Origin of the sequence: Streptomyces sp. NPDC047042, assembly GCF_040644035.1 — a bacterium.
In the GTDB taxonomy this organism is placed as follows: domain Bacteria; phylum Actinomycetota; class Actinomycetes; order Streptomycetales; family Streptomycetaceae; genus Streptomyces.
On sequence record NZ_JBEYVP010000030.1, the window covers coordinates 45,776 to 61,649 of the forward strand.

Sequence of the window (15,874 nt, forward strand, 5' to 3'; positions counted from 1 at the left end):
CGGCTAGGCACTGGACTGTGTCGCCAGGAGTTCGGTGACCATCCGGTGGGCGGGGGCCTCGGTCTCGTGGGCGACGCGGTGGAAGGTCTTCTGGGCCGCGCGGGCCGGCCAGTCGGGGGGCAGATGGCGGGCCGGCAGCCGGGGGTCCGTGCGGATCGTGTCCAGCCATTCGCTGATCACGTGCAGCCGGACACCGAGCGGGTCGCCGGAGTCGACGCCCGGCCAGGCGCGCCAGCGCTTGTCGAAGTCGGCGTAGCGGGCGCCGACGCCGCCGAGGTCCCAGGTGTCCCGGATCATCAGGCCGATGTCGGTGGCTTCGTCGGCGGTCGCGTGGAAGATCTTGACGTGGGCGGCGAGGCCCAGCTCGGAGACGAGCGAGGAGGCGTCGACGTCACCGGGCGCGATCCACAGCCCGCTGTACAGGGCGCCGAAGCCCGACCAGGTGAGCCGGGAGCGCAGATCGTGCCGCTGACGCTGCCAGGACTCGGGCAGCGAGAAGCCGAGCAGCGTCCAGGTGCCGTCCCAGTCGGCGTTGACGGCGCCGGTCTGCCACAGACGCCGCTTGCCGTCCAGGAGGATCTCCTCCGTCTGCGCGGTCAGCCCGAAGTGCATCCTGCGCCCCTGGCGCTGACGCTGGAGCAGACCCCGGTTGACCATGCGGGTGAGGGTGGAGCGGACGGCGTGTTCCCCCACCCCGGCCCGGGCGAGGACATCGATGATGCTGCCCGAGTACACATGCCCGAGCCCCTCGTCCAGAACGTAACTGCCGAAGAAGGCGAACAGAAGCGACTGCGGGCGCAGCTGTGGTCCGGCGGAGGTCTCCCCGGCGGCCTGTGGATTCTCGTCGTGCACGTCGGAAAGGGTACGGCCGCCCTGCCGGTCATCGGCGCCAGGGGGGACGGGCCAGGTCACGGGGTTGTCGGGCCGACGAGGCCGCTGATTCTCGCGCTGAGCTGCATGGACGCAAACTCCCTTTTGTCCGGGCCCTGTTGGGCCGTGGCCAGGCTCGTCGAAGTTCTCGGAGCCGGTCTTGTCCGGAGTGCTGACAGCGCGAACCTAGGCGTGTACATTGCGGCCGTCAATAAAGTGCACAACATTCGGTTCGCGGGTCCGCCGACTCGTTCCGTCGACCTCGTTCCGTCCACGGCGTTCCGTCACCTCGGGGCGTTCACCCATTCAGCGTTGCTCCCGTCAGGAGAGGCCCATGCAAAGGCGCGTTCTCGGGCTTGCCGCAGTAGTGATCACGGTCGTCGGCGTGGCCGGATGCGGGTCCTCGGATCCGGCCGAAAGCGGTTCGTCGTCGTCGAACGGCGACAAGACCACGCAGGTCAAGGTCGGCATCATCCCGATCATCGACGTGGCCCCGCTCTATCTCGGCCAGAAGAAGGGGTTCTTCAGCAGCAGAGGCATCCAGCTGGAGATGGTGAGCGCCCAGGGCGGCGCGGCGATCATCCCCGGTGTGGTGAGCGACCAGTTCCAGTTCGGGTTCAGCAACACCACGTCGCTGATGATCGCCCAGGTCAAGGGCGTACCCATCAAGTCCGTGGTCAACGGCGCGGCCTCCAACGGCAAGGTCGGGGCGGACGTCACCGGTGTGGCCGTCAAGAAGGACAGCTCGATCAAGTCGGCCAAGGACCTCGCCGGGCGCACGGTCGCCGTCAACACCCTGCAGAACATCGGGTCCACCACGGTGCGTGAGTCCGTACGGCTGGCCGGGGGCGACGCGTCCAAGGTCAAGTTCGTCGAGATGCCGTTCGACCAGATGCCGGCCGCGCTGGACGGCGGACGGGTGGACGCCGCCTGGATGGGCGATCCCGCGATGACCATGGCCAAAGCGCAGGGTGCCCGCGTGGTGGCCTCGCCGTTCGCCGAGACGGACCCCAAGCTCACCGTCGCGACCTACTTCACCTCCACCAAGCTCGCCAAGCAGAACCCCGACCTGGTGAAGAAGTTCGCCGCGGCGATGAGCGAGTCGCTCCAGTACGCCACCGACCACCCCGACGAGGCACGCCAGATCCTCACCACCTACACGAAGATCGGCGGCGACGTCCTGGACAAGCTCACGCTGCCCGCCTGGCCCACCGCGATCGACCTGGCCTCGCTGCAGAAGCTGGCCTCCCTCGGTGAGGCGGACGGCCTCTTCGACGGCAAGAAGCCCGACCTGAACGCCCTCTTCTCATGACCCGCTCCGCTGTCACCACCGAGGTGACCCGCCCCGCCGAAACCGTCACCGGGCCCGGCGGGGCCCCCGCCCGGCGGCTCCCCGAGGGGGCCATCACCCCCCTGCGCGGACTGGCCGGAATCGCCGGGCTCGTCGCCGTACTCCAAGTCCTGCCGCACACCGGCCTGGTGTCGGCCGACTATCTGCCACCGGCCTCGGAGACCTTCCGCGCGCTGTGGCAACTGCTCGCCGAACAGACCTTCTGGACCGCTCTCGGCGACACTCTCACCGGCTGGGGCCTGGGCCTGGCCATCTCCGTCGTGGCGGGTGTGGCCACCGGACTGGTCATCGGCGCCGTACCCGTCCTGCGCGCGGTCACCGCCTCCACCATCGAGTTCCTGCGCCCCATCCCGTCGGTCGCCCTGATCCCCGTCGCCGTCCTCCTCTACGGCGCCGACCTCAGGTCGAAGCTGCTGCTCGTCGTGTACGCCTCCTTCTGGCAGGTCCTCGTCCAGGTCCTGGCCGGCATCCAGGACGTCGACCCGGTCGCGGACGACACCGCCCGCAGCTACCGGCTCGGCACCTGGGGACGGCTGCGCCACGTCATGTGGCCCACCGCCCTGCCGTATGTGATGACGGGCGTACGGCTGGCCGCCACCGTCGCGCTCATCCTCGCCGTCACCACCGAACTCGTCATCGGCGCACCCGGACTCGGCAACGAGATCGCCGTCGCCCAGACGTCCGGAGCCGTGCCGCGGGTCTACGCCCTAGTCCTGGTCACCGGCCTGCTCGGCGTCGCCGTCAACCTCGTGGCACGCGCGGTCGAGCGACGGGCACTGCACTGGCACCAGTCCGTACGCACAGAGGTGGCTGCCTCATGACCGTCCTCACCGTCCTGCGACGCGCCCTGCTGGTCCTGGGCCTGCCCGCCGTCCTGTTCGCCGTGTGGTGGTTCGCCACCGCCGACAGCACCGACTTCTACGTCCCGCCGCTGTCCACCATCCTGGAAGCCTTCGGGAAGGTCTGGACGGGAGAGCGGCTGATGTCCGACGTCGTCCCGAGTCTGCTGCGCCTGACCGCCGGCTATCTCCTCGCGGTGGTGGTCGGAGTGGGCCTCGGCCTGCTGGTCGGGATGCGGCGCGCCGTCCGGGACGTCCTCGAACCCGTCCTCGAACTCTTCCGGGCCATCCCCCCGCCCGTACTCGTGCCCGTGATCATGCTGTTCGCGGGCATCGGCGACACCATGAAGGTGATCGTCATCGTCAGCGGCTGCGTATGGCCGATCCTGCTCAACACTGTTGAGGGCGTCCGCGCCGTCGACGAGGTGCTCAGCGACACCTGCCGCTCCTACGGCATCACCGGCACGGCCCGGCTGCGGCACCTGGTGCTGCGCGCGGCGAGCCCGCAGATCGTCACCGGTATGCGCCAGTCGCTGTCGATCGGGATCATCCTCATGGTCATCAGCGAGATGTTCGCCGCCAGCAACGGCCTGGGCTTCACGATCGTGCAGTTCCAGCGCTCGTTCGCCATCCCCGAGATGTGGAGCGGGGTCCTGCTGCTCGGCATCCTCGGCTTCCTCCTCTCCCTGCTCTTCCGGTTGGCCGAGAACCGGGTCCTGGCCTGGTACCACGGCCTGCGCCGCGCCCAGCGCAACCCCTGAAACGGAGCCGTCGATGCTCGACGTACGCAACCTGCAGAAGATCTACACCGGACGGAACCGAAGCGTCGAAGCCGTACGGAACCTGACGTTCGAGCTCGCCGCCGGTGAACTCGTCTGCCTGGTCGGCCCCTCGGGATGCGGCAAGACCACGCTGCTGAAGTGCATGGCGGGCCTGCTCACCCCCACCTCCGGCGAAGTGCTCCTGGACGGACGCCCGGTCGACGGACCCCCGCCCGGCATGGCGGTGGTCTTCCAGGAGTACGGCCGCTCCCTGTTCGCCTGGATGAACGTCCGCGACAACGTCGCCCTGCCCCTGCGCAACAAGAAGCTCGGCAAGGCCAGGACACAGGAACTCGTGGACCACGCGCTGGAGGTGGTCGGCCTGGCCGACGCCCACCAGGCCTACCCCTGGCAGCTGTCGGGCGGTATGCAGCAGCGCGTCGCCATCGCCCGCGCCGTCGCCTTCGAACCGAAGGTCCTGCTCATGGACGAGCCCTTCGCGGCCGTCGACGCCCAGACCCGCGCCGAACTCGAGGACCTCATCCGCCGCCTGTGGCGCGAACTCGGCGTCACCGTCCTGTTCGTCACCCACGACATCGACGAGGCGGTCTACCTCGGTCAGCGCACCATCATCCTGTCCAAGTCGCCGACCGTCGTACAGGAGGACCTCACCATCGACCTCCCCGACGAACGCGACCAGTTGCACACCCGCTCCAGCCCCCGCTTCGCCGAACTGCGCGCCCACGTCTACGAACAGATCCAGCGGGCGAAACACCCGGGCGCCGAAACGGACGCCCCCGTCGCCGACCGCGTACCCGAGCCCACCCTCCAGAAGACCGAACACTGAGCGGCCTCCCCGTCTGCCTCGCCGGACGACGACGAGGCGCCGCGCCCCCGGAACGAGGCGCGGCGCCCGCACCGCCGCCCCGCTCTCACCCCACCGGCAGTGCGACCGGCTGCCCGGTGCGCAGCGACTCGTAGGCGGCCAGCACGATTCGCAGCGTGCGCAGGCCCGCCTCGCCGTCGGGGGAGGGGCGCCGTCCCGTGCGTACGGCGTCGAGGAACTCGTCGAGCATGGCGGCGTCCAGATCGGCGCCGCCCGCCTCCCAACGGCCTCGGCCGGTGGTGGAGTCGAAGCCGTCGAGCAGCGGGGGGAAGGCGTCGAACTCCACGATCGCCTTCTCGGCGACGCAGGTCATCGCGAGCCCGCCCCAGGTCGGGTGGTCCGGCGGATGACTCCAGCTGGCGTCCACGGCCGTGACCAGCCCGCTGGGGTACCGGATGGTGACGAGCCCCGCGGTCTCCACCTCCGGCGTGGACCCGCCGTCGTCGAGGACGCTGTTCGCCTGGGCGTACACCTCCGCCGCCTGCTCGCCGTCCAGGAGCGCGTCCACGAGGTCGGCCATATGGACGGTGTGGTCGGCCAGCGCTCCGCCACCCGCCAGCTCCGGGTCGCCGAACCAGGGATGCGAACGGGCCGGATTCGAACCGTTGTTGGCGCCGTGGACACTGATCAGCCCGCCGAGCGAGCCCTCGGCCAGCGCCCGGCGCAGAGCCGTGAAAGCGGGACTGAACCGCACCGGATACGCGGTCATCAGCCGCACCCCCGCCCGGGCGCAGGCGTCGATCATGGCCTGGGCGTCCGCCTCCGTCGTCGCGAGGGGCTTCTCGCACAGCACATGCGCCCCGGTCGCGGCGGCCCGCTCGACCAGCGTCCGGTGGCGGGCGTTCTCGCTGGTGACCACGACGGCGTCGGGGCGCAGCGCGAACACCTCGTCCCAGGTGTCGACGTAGTCCGCGTTCAGCCGTTCGGCGAGGCTCCGGCCACGGGTGGGGTCGCCGGGCGGGGCCTCGGGATCCGCGGTGATCAGTTCGACGCCCTCGCGGTCGCGCAGCAACTGGATGTAGGCCGCGGCGTGCAGATGGGCGAAGGACAGTACGGCGACTCTCACTGGTCGATTCCCTCCGTGAGTACGGTCGTTGCGCCCGCGCCGAGTTCCACGGCCCTCCCCGTACGGGCGGACTCGGCGGCGGCCTCGGCGATACGGACGGCCGCCACGCCGTCCCGGCCGCTCACCCGGGGTCGCGGTCCGCCCGTGAACGCCTCGGCGAACTCGCGGATCTGGGTCAGGTAGGGCGACTCCCCGAAATCCCCGCCCGGTATGCCCGCCGCCGGTCCGCCGGACACCGCACCGGTGATCCGCAGCTCGGAATGGGCCTGCGAATCGTGCTGCACGGTCCCGCCGGTGCCCGACACGTGGAACGTCGTACGGAACGGTGTCGCCGGCGGCCCCCACACCCCCACGACCTGGGTGATCGTGCCGCCCGCGTGGGTGAGCACGGCGGTCCCGGTGGCGACCGCGTCCTCCGGGGCCGGCGCGGTGAGATGCCCCCGCTGCCACGCGTGCACCCGGACGACGTCGCCGAAGAGCCAGCGGGCGATGTCCATGTCGTGGATCATCTGGTCCGTCAGGATCCCCCCGGAACGCGCCGGATCGGCGAACCAGTCGCTCCAGGTGGGATAACGGCCGGTACGGGTGAACCGGGCGACCGCCACCCGGCCGAGGCCACCCCCGGCGACCAGGTCGCGCAGCCGCGCGTAGGCGGGGAAGAAGCGCACCACGTGACCCGGGTACAGCAGCACCCCGGCCGCCTCCGCCGCGTCGGCCATCTCCCCGGCCTCGGCGGCGGTGAGCGCGAGCGGCTTCTCGCACAGGACATGGGCCCCGGCCGCTACGGCGGCCAGCGTGATCTCCCGGTGGCTGTCGGTCGGCGTGCACACGTCCACCACCTCGGCGCCGGTGATCGCCTCGCGCAGTGAGCCCACGGACGTCGCGCCGAACTCGCGGGCCAGGGCCGGCGCCTGGCCGTCGGGCGCGTAGAGACGAACCCGCGCGCCGAGGGCGGTCCACGCGGGCAGATGAGTGCGGGCGATGCCGCCCGCGCCGATCAGCGCGACTTCGAGTTCTGCCATGGAAATCTCCGACCTCCGGTGCGTTCGTTCATGTGCGCGGTCAGCCCTTGAGGGCGCCGCTGAGCACGCCACTGATGAAATGCCGCTGGAAGAACAGATAGACGAGCACCACCGGGGCGATCACGATCAGGGTCGCCGCGGCGAGCAGCGGCACGTCGACGCCGAACCGCCCGGTGAAGAAGCCCAGTCCGGCGGGGGCCGTACGGCGGGCCGGGTCCTGGATCAGGATGAGGGGAAGCAGGAACTGGTTCCAGCTCCACACGAAGTACAGGACGCCCAGCGTGGTCACCGCCGGGCGGGAACTGGGCAGCAGGATCCGCCAGAGCGTCGCCCACGACGAGGCACCGTCCAGCCGCGCCGCCTCGATCAGGCTGCGCGGCATCGTCGCGAAGTGGGCGCGCATCCAGAACACCCCGAACGGCATGAACGCGCCGATCTCCGCGAGGGCCAGCCCCGGCACGGTGTTCGTCAGTCCCACGGCGCGCAGGTCGTAGTAGAGCGGGATGACCGTGCCCTCGGTCGGGATGGACAGGCCGAGCAGCAGATACGCGTAGAGCCGCCCCCGGCCGGGGACGTCCAGCGTCGCCAGCGCGTACCCGGCCAGCGTCGCGCACACCACCGCGGCCGGCACCACGCACACCGCGATCACCACACTCGACCGCAGCAGCGTCCCGAACCCCGCCGCCGACCAGGCGCGGGAGAAGTTCTCCAGATGCAGCCCGTCCGGCAGGGCGAAACCGGTCAGCGGGGCGCCCGCCGGCTGCAGCGCCGCCAGCAGCAGCGAGGCGAACGGCACGAGGACGACGGCCATGAAGACCGCGAGGACGACGGGCGCCGCGAAGCGTCCCGCGACCGCTCTCGTCGGCGAGGTCGGCGAGGTCACGGTGCCTCCCTGGACAGCCGGTTGATCACCAGCACGGCGACCGAGATGACCGCCGTCAGGACGATCGCCAGCGCGCTCGCCACCCCGACGGCGCCGCCTCCGAAGGCCAGCCGGTAGATGAGGATGCCGGGGACGACGGTGCTGTTGCCCGGGCCTCCGCCGGTGGTGATGTAGACGAGGTCGAAGCTGGACAGGGCCGCGATCACGGTGATGGACAGCGCCACCGCGAACTCCGGCCGCAGCAGCGGGACGGTGATCGACACGAACTCCCTTACCGGGCCCGCCCCGTCCATCCGCGCCGCCTCGTAGATCTCCTGGTCGATGCGCTGGGTCCCGGACAGGAACAGCACCATGCACAGGCCCGACACGACCCAGGTCCCGATGAGCCCCACGGCAGGCAGGGCCCAGGTGAAACTGCCCAGCCAGGCGTCGGCGAGCCCGCCCAGACCGACCGCCCGCAGCGCCTGGTTGAGGATGCCGTCCTCGGCGTACACCCAGCGCCACAGGATGCCCACCGCGACCAGCGGGATGACCTGGGGCAGGAACAGCACCGTACGGACCAGGCCGGTACCCCGGCGCCCGGCCCGCCGGGACACGATCGCCGCCGCGACCAGCCCGACGCAGATCGGCAGCACGGAGAAGAAGAGGATCAGCGCCCCGGCGTGCCAGGCGGCGGCGCGCAGTTGGGGGTCGTCGACGATACGGCGGTAGTTGTCGAGGCCGACGAAGGACGGGAGGGTCACCCCGTCCCAGTCGAACAGGGAGAGGTAGGCGGTGTGCAGCGTCGGCAGCACGGCGAAGAGCGTGTAGGGCAGCAGGGCCGGCAGCAGGTACAGGAACGCCACGGCCCGACGTCGGCGGCGGCCGGAGCGCGCCGTACGAAGGGCCCCGCGCGGGGTGTGGTCCGCCGCGCCGCGCTCCGCCGGACGCGGGGCGCGGGGAGCGCGGGCGGGATCGACAAGTCGGCGGTCGGCAGTGGTCACTTGTTGTGGTAGTTCTCGTAGTCCGTCTGGAGCCCGGCCAGGAACTTCTCCGGGGTGGCCCTGCCGCCGACCAGTAGCTGCAGTTGGGTGGTGAGTGTGTCGCCCATCGTCGGGGTGGAGGAGTTCTGGATGAAGGGCTGCAGTCCGGCGTCCTTGACGATCGCCTGCCAGCCCTGCTGGACGTCGGCGAGAAGGCCGCTCTGGCTCGGCATGGCGCCCGCGTCGGGAGCCATGAAGCCCGCCTTGGCGGTGACGGCGGCGGCCTGTGCGCCGGCGGCGAAGTCGAGGAACGCGGCGGCCGCGGCGGCGTTGCGGGACTTGCTGGACACGCAGTAGTACACGCCGGCGCCGGTCGTTCTGACCTTTCCGCCGGCGGTGACGGGCGGCATGTTGAAGTATCCGGCCTGCTCGCCCAGCCCCTTGGCCACCGCGGCGGCGGCCCAGTTCCCGCTGATCCGGAAGACACCCTGGCCCTTGGCGAACGCGGCGGTGGCGTCGTTGTCGCTGACACCGTTCACCTTCGGGGTGACATACCCCTTGTCCACCCACCGCAGCAGTGTCTCGGCCGCGGTTTTCGCCTCCGGCAGCTCGATGGTGGCGCCCTTGTGGCCGAAGGCCCACGCCTCGCGGTCCTTCGGATCGAGATACGCCGAGAGCAGCACGTTGAAGGGGTGGTTGAGCCCGCCGTCGAGGTTGCCTGCGACCAGCGCGGTCTCCCCGGCCGCCCTGGCCTTGGCGAACAGGGCCTCCAACTCCGCCAGGGTGGCCGGCGGGACGGTCAGACCGAGCTTCTTCGCCTTGTCCTTGTTGTAGTAGAGGCCTTCGAAGGACAGGCCCGCGCCCACCCCGTACAAGTCACCGGTGCCGACGGTTCTGCCGTCCTGAGTGAGAGTGATCTGGTCCAGGCCGGGGAACTTTCCCGCCCAGCCGTACGCCTTGCCGTACTCGCCGACCTTGAGCAGCAGCCGTCCGGGGACGAGGTTCTGCATGCCGGAGGTGAACTGGGCGATGTCGGGGGCGCTGTCGGCGGACATCGTGGTGTTGATGCTCTTGAGGTAGTCGTCCCAGCCGGTGTACTGGCGCTTGACGGTGATGTTGGGGTGCTTCTCGCGGAAGGCCGCGATCAGGCCCGGGGTCATGGTGGTGTCGTCGGCGTCGGCGACCACCAGGGTGATCTTGTCGGTGGGCACGGCCGTGGAGGCGGGGCCGCTGCTGCTCTTGTCGGACGACGAGGCGCCCGGGGTCAGATCACTGCAGGCGGTGAGCGCGGCGGCGCCGAGTGCGCCGGTGGCCGCGAGGAAGGTGCGTCTCGACAGGGACGATGGGGACGACGTGGACGACGTGCTGGGGCTCATGAGGTCTCCTGGGCATGACAGGACAGGCACGACGGGACTGTGGGGAGCCAGGAAGGAGGAAAGGGGCGTGAGGCGCCGTAGTTCGATAACGCAGTTGCGTTTTATAATCGGAGTGGGTCCGGTACGCGTCAAGCACTCATGGCTGGATTGTTATCGTCGGGGCGGTCCGCGCCGGTCCCGTCGCGCCGCTTCACAGGAGGTTGATCTTGGCCACGTCGAGGGACCGTTCCCCGTCCACGGCCCCCGCTCCACAGACGTGGTGGCCGCTCGGTGGACTGCCGCAGCCACCCTCGCCGGGCAGTGAACTGCCCGCGGTGGTGGGCGTCGCGGATCTGCGGGCCACGAACGCGGCGGCCGTCCTCGCCGCCGTCCGCTCGACGGACCCCCACCCCAGGCTCGCCGCGCTGGCCGAGGCGACCAGACTCTCCCGCCCCACGGTCGAGGCGATCGTCGAGGAACTCACCGACCGCGGCCTCATCGAGGTCGCACCCGCCGTCTCCGCGCGGGGCCAGCGGTCGCCCGGCCGCCCGGCCCGCCGGTTCCGCTTCCGTCCGCACGCCGGTTACGTCGTCGGCGTGGACGTACGGGCCCGGTCGGTGAGCGCCGCTCTCGCCGACCTCGACGGCCGGACGGTGGCCGTCGAACGCAGGGCGGTGCGCGCCGATTTGGGCGGCGAGGCCCGGGCCCGCGCCGTGACCGGAGTGGTGCAGCGCGCCGTCGAACGCGCGGGAACCGACGTGCGGAGCGTGTGGGCGGCGACGGTGGGCACCCCCGGTCTGGTGAACCGGAGCAACACCCGGATCCGTCAGGCCGACAACCTCAAGGGCTGGGCCGAGGCGGACATCGTCACCGTCCTCGGTGACACCCTCGGCTGCCCGGTGGCCGTGGAGAACGACGCCAACCTCGCGGCGCTGGGCGAGCAGTGGCGCGGAGTCGGCGGCGCCGCCGACGAAATGGTCTTCGTCCTGCTCGGCGAACGCCTCGGCGCCGGAGTCATCACCGGAGGACGCCTGCTGCGCGGACACCGCGGCGCGGCCGGGGAGATCGGCTTCATCCGCTTCCCCGGCAGCACCTCGGCGCAGCCCGGCCTCGAACCCCTCGTCCCGGACAACGCGGCCCCGGGCCGCGCGGGCGCCGGCATCGTCCGGGGCGCCGCCTCCGGGGACCCGGAGGCGAGCGCGGCCGTCACGTCGTACGGGCGAAGACTGGCAGCGGGCATCGCCCCGGTGCTGCTCGCCCTCGACCCGGCGCTGGTCGTGCTCGGCACCGGCCCCTTCCCGGTACCCGCGCTGCTCCCGGCGGCCCAACTCCTGTTGACGGCCGCCGAGGAGGAAGCCGCCAGCCTCCTCGTCGACCTGCCCCGGTGGCGCCTGTCCGCCCTGGGCGACGAGGCCGTGATCACCGGAGCGGTACGGTTCGCCCTCGCCTCCGTCGAGGAGGTGCTCCGCACCCGTCCAACGAGCCTGCAGGGCGCGGGGACGGGCACGAACCCCTCGTAGGGCTGCCTGCGCGGCTACGCGTGGGGCGCGGCCGGAGCGGTGTCGGAGGCCGTCGGCGACCCGGGCGCCGACCTCGGGTACAGTCCCGGCGCGGGCGGCGGATCGGGTCGCACAACAACTCCCGTACGACCGGCTCCCTGCCGGGATCGACGGTCACCACCAGGAGGACGGCGGCGCCGGTGAGCGGGCCCAGCACTGCCTGCGGGAAGGGGTGGGGCTCGGGCACGGTCTTCCCCCGATCTTTCGGGGGATTCCTCGGTGAACGCGGAGGCCGGACCCGATCAGAGCCTCGGACTTCCGGTCCGGCGCGGCCTGGCCTGGCTCGGCCTGGCTCGGCCTGGCCCGGCCTGGCCCGGCCTGGCCCGGTCCGGCCCTGCGTGGTCCGGCCCTGCGTGGCCCGGTCCGGCCCTGCGTGGCCCGGTCCGGTCCAGCTCGGCGTGGTCCGGTCCGAGTCGGCGTGGTCCGGCGCAGCCCGGCGCGGCCCGACCCAACCCGATCCAACCCAACCCAACCCAACCCAACCTGGCCCAACCCAACCTGGCCCAACCCGGCGCGGCCCGGCGCGGCCCGGCCCAACCCAACCCGGCCCGGCCCAACCCGGCGCGGCCCGGCGCGGCCCGGCCCAACCCAACCCGGCCTGCCCGGCGTGGCCCTGCCCGGCGTGGCCCGGCTCGGCCCCGGTCCGGCCCGGCGCGCTCCGGCCCAGCCCAGCCCGGCGCGGGCTTCGGCGTTGGTGTGATGGGTGGGGCGTTGCTGGGTGAGTGTGGCGGTGCCCACCTTCGTGGCGACGCCCCCGTGGGCCGGCGCGATCGCGGGCGTCGGGTTGACGGCGGCGAACGGTGTCACCCCGGCCCGATCGGCGTCCGCTTGCGAGGTGGTTGTCGCGTCGCGTGGCTCCGCCGGCCTTGCCGACTTGCGGCGGTCCTGTGCCTGGGCAGGGACCCTGGGCACCGCCCTTTCAGCTTGCCGTGATGCGGGCGTTCACCCGGCGCATCCAGGCCTGGTCGGTGTGCCAAGTGGGGTGGTGCGGGGCCGCGTTGGAGGTCAGGACGACCCCGTGGAAGCCCGCTGCCAGGCAGCGGTCGACGACGAACTCGGCGAGGTCCTTGCCGACCGCGTCGTCCTCGAAGCGCGTCAGCAGCGGCGTGTAGCCGACGACGCCCTCGCCGAGGACGGCCGGGACACCACGCCGGCGGGCGAAGTCGGCGACGGAGTCGACCCAGCCGGCCAGCGTCTCCCGCATGGCCTCCCGGTGCGCCGCGTAGTTCTCGTAGAGCCACAGGTCCCAGCGGTCGGGGTCCACCCAGTCGTGCGCGTAGAACAGTTCGCGGGGAATCCCGGTGGCGGCCAGCCGCCAGGGCTCGTCCGGCTGGTAGTCGGCGAAGGCGGGTGCGTCCGGGCGCAGCATGGCGGCCAGTTCGGGGGTGGGCCAGGCGGCCGTCTCGGGCGCCGCCTCGGTGCCGTGTCCGAGGCCCACCGCCTCGTACAGCGCGCCGAGCACACCGTAGACGTAGAAGTGGAAGTGCGCGATGTGCGCCCCCTGCGGCAGGTCGTCGATCTCGGTCGGCCAGGGTTCGCCCAGTGAGTAGGTGACGGGGATGCCGGGGTGCCTGGCCTGCAGCAGTTTCACGGCACGGTCGAGAGGGCCGTGCAGGTAGGCGTAGTGGGTGACGCCGTCGCGCGGTACGAGGGAGCAGTTGTCGACCTCGTTGTGCACCTCGACGTAGGCGACCTGGCCGGCCAGTCCGCGCTCGGTGAGGAAGTCGAGCAGCCCCGCGAGCGCTTCGGCCACCGCCTCGGCGCGGTCAGGGCCGGGGACCTCGGCCAGGGCGCGGTGCCAGGTGTCGGTGTCGGCGAAGCTGGGTGACTGCTGGTACTCCCAGGAGGACACGATCACCTTGCAGTCGTGGCGGGCCGCTGCCTCGAACAGCTCCACGAGCCGGCGGCGGCCGTCCAGCGGATAGCCGCCGCGCACGTTGTACCAGCGGGTGCGCTGCCCGAACTCCTCGCCCAGTCCCCGGACCTGGAGCGACTCGGGCTCGGGGACGCGTCCGGAGAACAGCAGGAAGGGCATCGCGCAGATGCGCACGGTGTTGAAGCCCCGCTCCACCGCCTCCGTGAAGGCGCGGTCGATGTCGGCGAACGGCTCGCCGGGGCCCGCCTGGGTGTACCAGCTGAAGTCCCACAGGGTGATGGCCATTGCTTGCTGCTGTGTGGTCATGAAGGCACGGTAGCTCAATTCATTATTTATGAATAATGCTTGACAGGGGTGGTGGGACTCCCCAGTCTCAGGTGCCATGACCGAATCCATCCCTCCGTCCCGGCGTACCGTCGTCGCGGCGATCGGCGCCCTCGGCTTCGTCGCCCTTCCGGCCTGGCCGGCGACCGCGCAGGACGCGAACACTCCGGTGCTCGAAACCCCGGTGCTCGACACCCACCCCGCCACCGAACCCTCCGGCACCCATGTGCGGGACGTCGGCGGCACCAACGTCGTCTTCCAGTACGGCGCGGTCCTCCCCGCCTTCGACGGCTGGCGCACCCATGAGCCCACCCGCGACTACCTCTCGCTGGACCGGAAATGGCGCTTCCGCTTCGATCCCGCCGATCAGGGGCTCGACGAGGGCTGGCAGTTGGCGCACCACGACGACCGGGCGTGGGGCCGTATCGACGTCCCGGCGGCCTGGGACCTCCTGGACACCCCCGGATTCGGCTCGCAGGACGCCCCCTTCGCCAAGGGCACCGCCTTCAGCGACGGCTACGCCTGGTACCGCACCACCGTCGACGTGCCCGCCTCCTGGCGTGCCCGGCACATCCGCATCGCCTTTCTCGCGGCCGGATACAGCGCCGAGGTCTGGCTCGACGGCAGGCATCTCGGCAAGCACGAGGGCGCCAACTCGCCCTTCGCGCTACCGGTGGCGGGGGCGCTGAGGCCGGGTACGCGCCAGACGCTCGCCGTCCGGGTCTTCCGCCGGGCGAGCTACACCGACTACACGGCCGCGGCTCCCCAGCCGGTCACGGACGACCACGAGCTGCCGTACAAGCCCGTCGACTACTGGCCCTACGCGGGCCTCACCCGGTCCGCCTGGATCGAGGCGGTCCCGCAGGTCACCATCGCCAAACTGCTCGTCGCCGGCGCGGGCGGCCGCCTCGACGCGCGGGCGGTCGTCGAGAACCGCAGCGACGTCGACTTCGACGGCCGCCTCACGCTGGATCCCGGCCGGGGCAGCGGCGGCCGGCCCGTCGTGGTCGCCGCCCGGATCGCCGCCCGGTCGGCGGGCGTCGTACGCGTCCCGGTCCCCGTGCCCCACGCCCCGCGCTGGAGCCCGGCCGCACCGCACCTGCTCACCGCCCGCGCCACCCTGACCGCCGGGAGGCACTTTGGCCCACGGGTGGACACGCTCTCCACCCGGTACGGCGTACGTGAACTGTCCATCAGCGACGCCCAGTTGAAGCTGGACGGCAAGCCGCTGTTCCTCAAGGGCCTCAACTGGCACGAGGAGACCGCCGCGCACGGCAGGGCGATGACACCGGCCGAGTACGACCGCGAACTGGGCCATCTCACGAGGCTGGGCGCCAACTTCGTCCGCAACTGCGTCTACAACCGGCACCCGTACGTCTACGACTGGGCGGACGAGCACGGCGTACTGGTGATGGACGACATCGACACCATGTGGCTCAACACCGCCCAGGAAAAGCTCCAGACCGAGCGCTACGGCCTCGCCCGCGCCCTCGCCCTGACCATGGCCTGGAACCAGCACAACCACCCCTCGGTGATCCTCTGGGGACTCCAGAACGAGTCGGAGATCGACACCGGCGGCGCCCCCGTCTACCGGGCCTGGCTCGCCGACCTCAAGGCGGCGGTGAAGGCGGTGGACCTGACCGCCCGGCCCGTCACCTGGGCCTCCAACACCAGCAACGACCCCGCCTTCGACCTCGCCGACGTGATCGGGTTCAACGAGTACTTCGGCTACTTCTACGGCAAGGACGCCGACCTCGGCCCCACGCTGGACGCGGTCCACGCGAAGTACCCCGACAAGCCGATCCTGATCACCGAGAACGGCACCTGGGCCATCGCCGGCACCCACGGGCCCGCCACCACCCAGGGCACGGAGGAGTGGCAGGCGTCGAGCTTCACCGCGCACTGGGCGCAGGTGACGGCGCGCAGCGCCTTCGTCGCCGGGTTCACCTACTGGGTGCTCAAGGACTACAAGCAGCGGGCCGGCTACAACCAGGACTACAACGGCATCTCTGTGATGGGCCTGGTCACCTTCACCGAGGAGCGGCCCAAGCTCGTCTACGACGTGTTCCGCAAGGCGGTGAACCCCAGGGGCCGATGACCTGACGTCGAAGGGTGGAGGG

At 71.4% G+C, this 15,874-nt stretch carries 13 protein-coding genes; 6 read left to right on the plus strand and 7 right to left on the minus strand.

Going from position 1 to position 15,874, the window contains the following annotated elements; genetic code table 11:
- Nucleotides 1–3 precede the first annotated feature (3 nt).
- A complete protein-coding gene (locus ABZ855_RS31570) occupies nt 4–852 on the minus strand; it encodes a PaaX family transcriptional regulator C-terminal domain-containing protein (RefSeq protein ID WP_360812668.1) in 849 nt (282 codons plus the stop codon).
- A gap of 352 nt (nt 853–1,204) precedes the next feature.
- Between ABZ855_RS31570 and ABZ855_RS31575 the strand changes: the two genes are divergently transcribed.
- The 4 genes from ABZ855_RS31575 to ABZ855_RS31590 are packed head-to-tail and all read left to right on the plus strand — an operon-like array spanning nt 1,205 to nt 4,668.
- Entirely contained in the window at nt 1,205–2,182 is a 978-nt protein-coding gene (locus ABZ855_RS31575; RefSeq protein ID WP_360812670.1) for an ABC transporter substrate-binding protein, read from the plus strand.
- Complete coding sequence (locus ABZ855_RS31580) at nt 2,179–3,042, plus strand: ABC transporter permease (protein WP_360812672.1); 864 nt, start codon at nt 2,179–2,181, stop codon at nt 3,040–3,042. Before ABZ855_RS31575 ends, ABZ855_RS31580 begins: the two co-directional genes overlap by 4 nt.
- Nucleotides 3,039–3,821, plus strand: a complete 783-nt coding sequence (locus tag ABZ855_RS31585; RefSeq protein ID WP_360812674.1) for an ABC transporter permease subunit — start codon at nt 3,039–3,041, stop codon at nt 3,819–3,821. The genes ABZ855_RS31580 and ABZ855_RS31585 overlap by 4 nt, the downstream gene beginning before the upstream one ends.
- Nucleotides 3,822–3,834: 13 nt before the next feature.
- Nucleotides 3,835–4,668 carry an ABC transporter ATP-binding protein gene (locus ABZ855_RS31590; RefSeq protein WP_360812676.1) on the plus strand — a complete coding sequence of 278 codons (834 nt, stop codon included), beginning with the start codon at nt 3,835–3,837 and terminating at the stop codon, nt 4,666–4,668.
- Between the two features lie 85 nt (nt 4,669–4,753).
- Here ABZ855_RS31590 and ABZ855_RS31595 read toward each other — a convergent pair whose 3' ends face one another.
- Genes ABZ855_RS31595 through ABZ855_RS31615 form a run of 5 tightly spaced genes read right to left on the minus strand, consistent with a single transcriptional unit; the run spans nt 4,754 to nt 10,016 of the window.
- Nucleotides 4,754–5,773, minus strand: a complete 1,020-nt coding sequence (locus tag ABZ855_RS31595) for a Gfo/Idh/MocA family oxidoreductase (RefSeq protein WP_360812678.1) — start codon at nt 5,771–5,773, stop codon at nt 4,754–4,756.
- Nucleotides 5,770–6,795: a Gfo/Idh/MocA family oxidoreductase gene (locus tag ABZ855_RS31600; RefSeq protein ID WP_360812680.1), complete on the minus strand. Its 1,026-nt coding sequence runs from the start codon at nt 6,793–6,795 to the stop codon at nt 5,770–5,772. The genes ABZ855_RS31595 and ABZ855_RS31600 overlap by 4 nt, the downstream gene beginning before the upstream one ends.
- Before the next feature lie 40 nt (nt 6,796–6,835).
- Nucleotides 6,836–7,678 (minus strand): carbohydrate ABC transporter permease, encoded by an 843-nt coding sequence (locus ABZ855_RS31605; RefSeq protein ID WP_360812682.1) that lies wholly within the window; start codon nt 7,676–7,678, stop codon nt 6,836–6,838.
- Entirely contained in the window at nt 7,675–8,661 is a 987-nt protein-coding gene (locus ABZ855_RS31610; protein WP_360812684.1) for a sugar ABC transporter permease, read from the minus strand. The genes ABZ855_RS31605 and ABZ855_RS31610 overlap by 4 nt, the downstream gene beginning before the upstream one ends.
- The gene (locus ABZ855_RS31615; RefSeq protein WP_360812686.1) at nt 8,658–10,016 is read right to left on the minus strand and encodes an extracellular solute-binding protein; all 1,359 of its coding nucleotides are present in this window, start codon (nt 10,014–10,016) and stop codon (nt 8,658–8,660) included. Before ABZ855_RS31615 ends, ABZ855_RS31610 begins: the two co-directional genes overlap by 4 nt.
- Nucleotides 10,017–10,222: 206 nt before the next feature.
- On the opposite strand from ABZ855_RS31615, the gene ABZ855_RS31620 reads away from it, so the two are divergent.
- Nucleotides 10,223–11,515, plus strand: coding sequence for an ROK family protein (locus ABZ855_RS31620; protein ID WP_360812688.1), 1,293 nt, complete (start codon nt 10,223–10,225; stop codon nt 11,513–11,515).
- A 958-nt stretch (nt 11,516–12,473) separates the two neighbouring features.
- On the opposite strand, the gene ABZ855_RS31625 is transcribed toward ABZ855_RS31620, so the two are convergent.
- A complete protein-coding gene (locus ABZ855_RS31625; RefSeq protein WP_360812690.1) occupies nt 12,474–13,736 on the minus strand; it encodes a cellulase-like family protein in 1,263 nt (420 codons plus the stop codon).
- Between the two features lie 76 nt (nt 13,737–13,812).
- On the opposite strand from ABZ855_RS31625, the gene ABZ855_RS31630 reads away from it, so the two are divergent.
- Nucleotides 13,813–15,852, plus strand: a complete 2,040-nt coding sequence (locus ABZ855_RS31630; protein ID WP_360812692.1) for a glycoside hydrolase family 2 TIM barrel-domain containing protein — start codon at nt 13,813–13,815, stop codon at nt 15,850–15,852.
- The last annotated feature ends 22 nt before the right edge of the window (nt 15,853–15,874 follow it).